Genomic DNA, 8,700 nt, shown 5'->3' with positions numbered 1-8,700 from the left:
GTACTTGGTCTCGTTAATCACAAAACCATCTTCGTCAACGCGTTGAATAATGTATTTGCCGTGATTGAGATCTTGGCTCAGTAGCATGGCGATAGGTTGCCTGCGGGTTGCTTGGAATGCTAGTGTAGCACGACTTATTATCAGTCAGTATCCCATACCCGATTCAGGACAAAGGAGATTCGCTTGGCCAGACTATTGATCGAGCTTCCAGGGTTACTGGAACCCCCGTATCGACCAGATATTCCGCACCCAATATCCAGTATTGAAACGCCCGTGTTGGACGAGTGGCTGAGTGTGGCCGACCGAATTTCATGCGACAGCGTTCCACAGTTGGCTTCTTATGGTATTGGTAATGCGGCGGACGCGTATTACGGTGCGCTAGCCCATCACTTGCCTGATGCAGAAAAGCACGCCTGGCTACGGGCGGACTTGGTGGAGTGTCGGCCTGATGCTTTGGCGGTCTACTTGCTCGGCAATCGCCATCTCGGCCTGACCGATGATGAATTGAAAGCTCTGGCAAATGATATCAATGCACTGTTAATGCCAGAGGGAATAAGGTGGTATCCGATTTCTGCATGGAGCGGGTACCTTTCGATTCCGAGTGCGCCAGCTTTAACGCTCACACCGTTGCCAGAGGCTTTGCTCATGGATCAGACAGATTATTTCCCGCGTGGGGCGGACGCTGCAGCTTGGCAGAGGCGTTTGACTGAACTTCAAATGTTGTTGTTTGAACACCCGGTCAATCAAGCACGTCATGCAAGGGGCAGTGCGCCAGTCAATGCCATTTATCTATGGGCCTATCAAAAAAATCGAACACCACGTTCAGTCGAGGCGGACCTTGTCATTTCGGACAGCGCGATGATTCGAGGCATGGTGGCCAACACATCCCAGGCGGACGTGTTGAAAGAAACGGGGATGCCTGAAGTGGCGCAGCTATTGAAGTATGAGCAGGTCCATATGGTCTTAACACATTTGTTCTGGCTCCGACGACAAGGTCTGATCGCTGAATGGCAACAATATGTGCTTGATTTTGAGCGTCGCTTTCTGGCGGAGATAACGAAATCCATCAAGTCGGGCTTAATTGAAGAAGTTGTATTATTGGCAGGAGATGGTCATGCGTATCGTCTCGGCCGGAGCCAATATTCGTGGTTCGGTCGAGTGATCGGGGCATGCAAGCGCTGGTGGCAAAAATGAAGCGTTCCATGGTCATCAGGCGAAGGGGGTTAAACAAATTACCCGAAGGCTGGACGGGGCACCCTTTGCTTGGTCAACTGATGGCTGCACGTGGCGTCCAAAGTCAGATGGAGGCAGATTTTTCACTGCGTCACCTTATTCCTTATCAACACTTGAATCAAATAGAACAGGCTGCGGCAAAGATCGGAGAGGCCCTGATCCACGAACGTAACATTCTCATCGTTGGTGACTATGATGCCGACGGCGCAACCAGTACGGCGCTGATGGTGAGCGTACTTCGATGCTTCGGTGCCAAGAAGATCAATTTTCTTGTGCCAGATAGATTCCGGTTTGGTTATGGTCTGTCGGCCGCCCTGGTTCAGGAAGCGCTGTCGCGAAAACCGGACCTGATTATTACGGTAGATAATGGCATCAGCAGCGTGGAAGGCGTGGCACTGGCTCGCGCGCATGGCATTGATGTTGTCATTACCGATCATCACTTACCAGGAGAACAGTTGCCTGAGGCATCCGCCATTGTCAATCCGAATGTCCCTGGTGACCCGTTCCCCAGTAAGGCTTTGGCAGGGGTCGGCGTTGCTTTTTATGTCCTTGCGGCAGTTCGCGCCTATTTGACTTCCGTTGGTTGGTTTGTTGAGCGAGAAGCACCACGGTTGTCAGAGTGGTTAGATTTGGTGGCGTTGGGGACGGTCGCTGATGTGGTGCCATTAGACAGCAATAATCGACGCCTTGTGCATTACGGTTTGCAACTAATTCGCCATGGCCGGGCACGGCCGGGCATTCAGGCGCTGTGTGCGATTTCCGGATGTGACATAGCGCATCTGCGAACCAGTGACTTGGCATTTCGGCTGGCACCTCGCTTAAACGCTGCGGGACGTTTGGATGATATGTCAATAGGCATTCATTGTTTGTTGGCGGAATCGCAGTCGGAAGCTGAGCGACTGGCACATCTGCTCAACGAATTGAACCTCGCTCGACAAAGCCTTGAGCGAGATATGCGCCGTCAGGCTGAAAGCCATGTGGCTGAGACATTAGCGCATATTAGTGACGCTGAGTCTGCACATGTTTTGTGTCTGGCAGATGACTCGTGGCACGAAGGGCTGGTCGGATTGGTCGCGTCTCGGATTAAGGAGCGCTTTCATCGCCCTGCCTTTGCTTTTGCGCCGGATGAACATGGAACCCACCTCAAAGGTTCAGGACGGTCTATCGCTGGCATCCATATTCGTGATGTGCTGGCCATGGTCGATGCACGCTATCCGGGCATGATTCAAAAGTTTGGTGGCCATGCCATGGCGGCAGGCCTGACGTTACCAAAAGCGCAGTTTGACGCCTTTACCAAAGCGGTTGACCAGGCTGTGCGCGACTATTGCGGCGGCCAGTTGCCTCGTCATGAGGTCGTGTCCGATGGTTGGTTGGATGAACGTTGGATGACATTGGATGTCGCTCTGGCCTTGGAAAATGTTCCTTGGGGGCAGGGCTTTCCGGAGCCGCTGTTTGAGCATATGTTTATCCTTCAGCACAGCCAAGTCGTTGGCGGTCAGCACCTAAAAATGCGCCTAATGACCGAATCAGGTAAAACAGTCGAGGCGATTTGGTTTGGCAGTGCCTCGGACGGTGTGGTGCCTGCAGAGTTGGCTGTTGGCGCGTCGTTGCATCTATTTTTTCGTGTGCAGGTGAATCGCTATCGACATGACACACGATTACAACTTCTGATTGAACATGGCGCGCTTGATTCGGGCCAAAAGGCTTTATCAGATAATCAAGGCTTGGTTACAATAAGCGCCCTTTCATGACAAAGGAGTCAATGACGGTGGAAATTAATCCGATCCGAGAAAAAATCAGAGACTTACAAGCGCGAGTGGATGCGCTGAGGGGGTATCTTTGACTTCGATAGCAAAGCTGAGCGGTTGGAAGAGGTAGAAAAAGAACTTGAAGACCCTGACGTGTGGAATGACCCGGAACGTGCCCAAAGTCTTGGAAAAGAGCGCGTCTCGCTGGAAACGGTCGTTGGCACCATTCGTGAGGTGACAGATGGCCTGAAAGATCTGGCTGAACTCCTGGAGATGGCCGTTGAAGAAGACGACATGGATGCTGTGGCCGATGTGCAGAGTGAGCTTGGTCGTTATGAAAAGCAAGTCGCCGAATTAGAATTTCGTCGAATGTTTTCTGGCGAAATGGATCATGCGAACGCGTTTGTCGATATTCAGGCGGGGTCTGGCGGTACAGAAGCCCAGGATTGGGCGAATATGTTGCTGCGCCAATATTTGCGCTGGGCGGACAGTCATGGTTTCAAAACCGAAATTATCGAGCTGTCGGAAGGCGAGGTGGCTGGTATCAAGAGTGCCACTGTCCGTGTTGAGGGCGATTATGCCTATGGTTGGTTACGGACCGAAACTGGAGTGCACCGTCTGGTACGGAAGTCACCCTTTGATTCGGGTAATCGTCGCCATACATCTTTTGCGTCGGTATTTGTTTATCCCGAAGTTGACGACAGCATAGAAATTGAAATCAACCCAGCGGATTTACGCATTGATACTTATCGGGCCAGCGGTGCGGGTGGACAGCACGTTAACCGGACGGACTCAGCGGTCCGAATTACGCATATTCCGACGGGAATCGTTGTACAGTGCCAAAATGACCGTTCTCAGCACAAGAACAAGGCGCAAGCGATGTCCCAACTCAAGGCGAAGTTGTATGAGCTTGAATTACAAAAAAAGCGGGAACAACAACAGGCCTTGGAATCGGAAAAGGCGGACATCGGCTGGGGTAATCAGATCCGGTCGTACGTATTGGATCAGTCGCGTATCAAGGACTTGCGTACGGGGGTTGAGACGAGCAACACTCAGGCGGTGCTTGACGGCGACTTGGATCAGTTTATTGAGGCCAGCCTCAAGGCAGGGCTCTAAGCGATGGTGAGTAGGGGCGAAATATGAAAGAACAAGACACGCCGATGACGGCGGAAGACATTAACAGCCTGATCCAGCAACGACGTGAAAAATTACAGAAGTTGCGGGAAGCTGGTAATGCCTATCCCAACCACTTCAAGCGAGATCATTTGGCGGCTGAGCTGCATGAGCGATTTGATGCGCTTGATAAAGAGACTGTGGATTCGCAAGGCTATCGCGTGCGCATCGCAGGAAGGATCATGACACGGCGGATTATGGGTAAGGCAAGTTTTGCCCATATCCAGGATATGTCTGGGCGTATCCAGATTTTTTTAAAGCGAGATACGCTTGGCGAACGGTACGAAGCGTTTAAGCATTGGGACATTGGCGACATTGTCGGCGTCGAGGGAACAGTCTTTAAGACGAAAACCGGTGAGCTCTCCGTTCGGGTAGAACGCATCGAACTGTTGACCAAGTCACTGCGGCCGCTGCCTAACAAGTGGCTTGGCTTGACTGATCAGGAACAGCGCTATCGGATGCGCTATGTCGATTTGATCGTCAACCTAGCGTCACGTAAACGGTTTTTACTGAGGTCGCGCATCATTCAAGCCATTCGGCGTTTTCTGGATGAACATGGTTTTCTTGAAGTGGAAACGCCAATGATGCATCCAATTCCAGGGGGAGCGACGGCACGGCCTTTTGTGACGCATCACAATGCTTTGGACATGCCGCTGTATTTGCGTATTGCCCCAGAGCTCTATTTGAAGCGTCTTGTTGTCGGAGGCTTTGAAAAAGTCTACGAGATTAACCGTAATTTTCGCAATGAAGGGTTGTCCACCCGGCATAATCCAGAGTTCACGATGCTTGAGTTTTACTGGGCATATGCTGACTATCGCGATCTCATGGATTTTACAGAGTCGATGCTCCGAGCCGTAGCCTTAGAAATTTTCGGAGAAACGCGGTTTAATAGTGGCGGGGTTGATTACGATTTTGGCAAGCCATTTGAACGTATATCGGTGCTTGACGGCATTTTGAAACATAACCCGGATATTAGTCGAGCGCAGCTAATGGACAGAAAACAAGCGGCTGAGATTGCTGAGAAGATGGGGGTTCAGGTCGAAGCAAATTGGGGGCTCGGCCGCATTCAAATGGAAATTTTTGAGGCCTCTGTGGAACACAAACTGATCCAGCCCACGTTTGTCACGGAATACCCCATCGAGGTGTCGCCATTGTCGCGGCGCAACGATGAAAATCCGGAGGTGGCTGATCGGTTCGAGTTGTATATTGGTGGTCGGGAAGTGGCCAATGGCTTTTCGGAACTGAATGATCCGGATGATCAGGCCGCACGTTTCCGCGCCCAAGTAGAAGCCAAGGAAGCGGGGGATGATGAAGCCATGCATTATGACGCAGATTACATTCGTGCCCTCGAATACGGCCTGCCGCCCACAGCAGGAGAAGGGATAGGCATCGATCGACTAGTGATGTTACTGACAGATTGTCAAACGATTCGTGATGTTCTGCTCTTCCCGCATCTGCGTCCGGAATCCTGATAATAAAGCGTGATTGGGGTGCCAGCAGCGCCCCAATCAATGTTCGTCAGTCGTGTGGATGAGCTTTGACACGTTTGATGGCCTTGAGGATTTGCCGACGCGCGTAGCGTCGCAAATCGTCCATTTCTTTTCTGAGCTCTTCGCCCGGGCTGGCCTTGTCGATGGGACTACAAATGTATTTCGGCGGCATATTGTTCAACGCAATCGCGGCCACGTCTTGTAGACCAATGTCAGTTTGAGGCAAATCAGGATGATTTTCTTGACGGAGTCTCTCGATTTCCGATAGTACAATCACCTCAGAAACGTTTAACAGATCGTCAGTGGAAAAGGTCGGTTCGTACTCAAACATGAACGTGTCCCGAAGAACCATTTAATGTAAATGATAGATGATGACTCAGGAACCGCAAATTTCAGACTTCAAAATCGCGTCACCAGTGGGCACGATCGCGTTACGGCAATATGGGGAGGCAACACGAGAGGTTCCCGTACTATGTTTGCACGGTTGGCTTGACAATTTGGAAAGCTTCACACCATTGGCCCGTGCCATCCAACAGAGTGCGCATCCTCTTAACATGGTCGGAATGGACTTCCCAGGGCACGGTCATTCTGATTGGCGACCACAAGGCGTGGCCTATCACTTTATTGATGGTGTGACGGACGCGATGGCCGTGATTGAACACTTCGGTTGGCCCAAATGTCACTTGATCGGCCACTCGATGGGGGCCGCCATCGGTGCGCTGCTAGCGGCCAGCTTCCCAGAGCGTGTATGCTCGCTGGTCAGTATTGAGGCGTTAGGGCCATTGGTTTCGCTTCCTAAAACTGGGCCCGAGCGACTGGCCGAGCATGTGACAGAAAGGCTACGCGCTGGGCGCTCGCCGCGACTATTCGCTTCTCCGGATGAGGCTATCCGCTTGCGCGCGGATCGAGCCGGTCCTGCGTATGACATTGTGGCGCCGCTTGTTCGACGCAATTTAAAGAAGGTGGATGGCGGCTGGCAGTGGCGTACGGATCCCCGGTTGCGCTGGCGGACACCTGTTCGGATGACCGAGTCCCAAGTCCAAGTTTTCTTGCGTCGTATTCGTTGCCCGGTAGCAGTGTTCAAGGCGGAGAGCGGTTTTGCCCGCACAGGGACTGATATTGATAGGCGTTGGCGTTGTCTCCATCACGGTCAGCTTTTTTCTGTTCCCGGTGGGCATCACTGTCATATGGAGTATCCGGAAATTGTTGGCCAAGCTATTGCCGACTGGTGGCAAGCACATTTTCCAAAAGACGTTTGACTGAAATCGGTTCAAACGGTTTATCACACAACGCCGACACGCCAGATTTTTCCACGTTGGCCAAGCGCGCTTGGTTTTCCTCACTGGTGACCATGAGCACCGGTATGTCTTTCAGTTTGTCAGTGGCGCGGATGTGTTCTACGAGGGCTTGTCCATCCATGACTGGCATGTTGAGATCGGTCACCACCAAGTCGTAGTGTTTTTGCTTGAGCAGCGAGATACCTTCTTGGCCATTTTCAGCTTCATCGACACGGTGGAAGCCGAGATCTAGAATCACTCGCTTCAAGTGACGGCGAGATAAGCGACTGTCATCAACGAGCAAGACATTCATGTTGGCAATATCGTAGTTTTCCAAAGCCAAGGTTTCTGGCTCAAGGTAGGTGGCTGTTGTTCGTAATGCCTGTTCAAGCTGGGCTGGTTCAAAAGGCTTTGGCAAAATGGCGACAACACCTGCCTGGCGCACGGGATCGAGCATTTCGAAACGTGTTTCGCTCGAAATCAACATAAAAGGGATATCGGCGGTGTTTGGATTTTCCCGAAGTTTATGGACAAGATCGGCACCGCTCATGTCAGGTAAATACATACTGCTGACAATCAGCTCTGGCAGTGTTTGGTTTGCGACAGAGAACGCTTCGCTGCCGTTATCTACACAGCGAACCTCACCCACGCCTGCCTGATCAAGTGAACGGACGATGATTTTGCGTTGTGGTATTGAGGGTTCAACAACCAAAACGGTAAGCTCTTGCAACAGTGCCTGCACGCCAACCTCTTTATTTCGCTAAACATCTCGTAAAAAGTTTAGCTGTGTGTCGAGTTTATACAAAATCAAAAGGTTGGACAGGTGGGTTTTGACGAGCAAACCTTTTTCGTTTAACGTTGGGGCAGCTTGCAAAGAAATAACATTCTTAACGAAAAATCATTCACGGTACTGTTATGGAAAAAATTTGGTTGAATAGTTATCCAGCCGGGGTGCCTGCTGAAATCAACCCGGATCAGTACGCTTCCGTAGTCGACATGTTCGAGCAATTTGTAGACGACTACCGGGAACTTCCCGCGTTCACCAATATGGGCGTGACATTGACTTTTGATGAGCTCGATCGGCTAAGCGCGAATTTTGCCTCCTACTTGCAAAACGAGTTGGGGCTTGAAAAGGGTGAGCGCGTCGCGTTGATGATGCCGAACTTGTTGCAGTACCCCGTGACATTGTTCGGCATTTTGCGCGCCGGTTTGACGGCTGTGAATGTGAATCCGTTGTACACTTCGCGAGAGTTACATCATCAACTCAACGATGCTGGCGCTAAAGCCATTGTTATTGTTGCCAATTTTGCCAGCACCTTGCAGGAAGTCATCGAAGAAACCCCTGTTCGCCATGTGGTGGTGACTGAAGTTGGGGATCTTTTCCCTTGGTGGAAGCGGATGCTCGTCAATTTTGTGGTTCGGCATGTAAAAAAGATGGTGCCACATTACCGCCTGCCACAGGCATGTACTTTACGGGCAGCGCTCAGTATTGGCGAAAGAAAGTCACATCGTAACGTGGCCTTGACCGGCGATGACATTGCTTTTTTGCAATACACCGGGGGAACAACAGGGGTGGCAAAGGGCGCGATGTTGACACATCGCAATATGGTGGCCAATGTCCTACAGGCGCAGGCGTGGATTGGCAATGCTTGCGAACGGGGGCGTGAGCTTATCGTGACCGCGCTTCCGCTCTACCATATTTTTTCGTTGACGGCGAACTGTCTCACGTTTATGAGTCTGGGTGGTCACAATTTGCTGATCACCAACCCACGGGACATG

The 8,700-nt window shown here is 51.4% G+C and carries 8 protein-coding genes; 6 read left to right on the top strand and 2 right to left on the bottom strand.

The window, feature by feature from the left end; translation table 11 throughout:
* Window positions 1–183 precede the first annotated feature (183 nt).
* The 4 genes from D6694_11035 to lysS all read left to right on the top strand — a co-directional run bounded on the left by D6694_11035 (window position 184) and on the right by lysS (window position 5,626).
* Entirely contained in the window at window positions 184–1,194 is a 1,011-nt protein-coding gene (locus D6694_11035) for a hypothetical protein (protein ID RMH39612.1), read from the top strand.
* A complete protein-coding gene (gene recJ / locus D6694_11030) occupies window positions 1,191–2,984 on the top strand; it encodes a single-stranded-DNA-specific exonuclease RecJ (GenBank protein ID RMH39614.1) in 1,794 nt (597 codons plus the stop codon). The genes D6694_11035 and recJ overlap by 4 nt, the downstream gene beginning before the upstream one ends.
* Window positions 2,985–2,995: 11 nt before the next feature.
* Window positions 2,996–4,097 (top strand): peptide chain release factor 2 gene (prfB, locus tag D6694_11025; protein RMH39613.1). Its coding sequence is split into 2 segments (ribosomal slippage): window positions 2,996–3,073 and window positions 3,075–4,097, totalling 1,101 coding nucleotides; the frame shifts between segments, so codons are not numbered across the junction.
* 23 nt (window positions 4,098–4,120) lie between these two features.
* Complete coding sequence (gene lysS / locus D6694_11020; GenBank protein ID RMH39611.1) at window positions 4,121–5,626, top strand: lysine--tRNA ligase; 1,506 nt, start codon at window positions 4,121–4,123, stop codon at window positions 5,624–5,626.
* A gap of 46 nt (window positions 5,627–5,672) precedes the next feature.
* Here lysS and D6694_11015 read toward each other — a convergent pair whose 3' ends face one another.
* On the bottom strand, window positions 5,673–5,996 hold the full coding sequence (locus tag D6694_11015; protein ID RMH39610.1) for a hypothetical protein: 324 nt from the start codon (window positions 5,994–5,996) through the stop codon (window positions 5,673–5,675).
* A gap of 16 nt (window positions 5,997–6,012) precedes the next feature.
* Here D6694_11015 and D6694_11010 point away from each other — a divergent pair, with 16 nt between their 5' ends.
* Entirely contained in the window at window positions 6,013–6,903 is an 891-nt protein-coding gene (locus tag D6694_11010; protein RMH39609.1) for an alpha/beta hydrolase, read from the top strand.
* Here D6694_11010 and D6694_11005 read toward each other — a convergent pair.
* A complete protein-coding gene (locus D6694_11005) occupies window positions 6,860–7,663 on the bottom strand; it encodes a response regulator (protein ID RMH39608.1) in 804 nt (267 codons plus the stop codon). The two genes, D6694_11010 and D6694_11005, sit on opposite strands and share 44 nt — an antisense overlap.
* A 173-nt stretch (window positions 7,664–7,836) precedes the next feature.
* Between D6694_11005 and D6694_11000 the strand changes: the two genes are divergently transcribed.
* On the top strand, window positions 7,837–8,700 hold an 864-nt coding region (locus tag D6694_11000), incomplete at its 3' end, for a long-chain-fatty-acid--CoA ligase (GenBank protein ID RMH39607.1).

This window comes from Gammaproteobacteria bacterium, from assembly GCA_003696665.1.
Lineage (GTDB): Bacteria > Pseudomonadota > Gammaproteobacteria > Enterobacterales.
This window is presented reverse-complemented; position numbering and strand designations above follow the sequence as displayed.

Bases quoted from the DNA above. Each gene is read 5' to 3' on its own strand.
- recJ (RMH39614.1), top strand. From the start codon at position 1,191: ATGAAGCGTTCCATGGTCATCAGGCGAAGGGGGTTAAACAAATTACCC.
- lysS (RMH39611.1), top strand. From the start codon at position 4,121: ATGAAAGAACAAGACACGCCGATGACGGCGGAAGACATTAACAGCCTG.
- D6694_11015 (RMH39610.1), bottom strand. From the start codon at position 5,996: ATGGTTCTTCGGGACACGTTCATGTTTGAGTACGAACCGACCTTTTCC.
- D6694_11010 (RMH39609.1), top strand. From the start codon at position 6,013: ATGATGACTCAGGAACCGCAAATTTCAGACTTCAAAATCGCGTCACCA.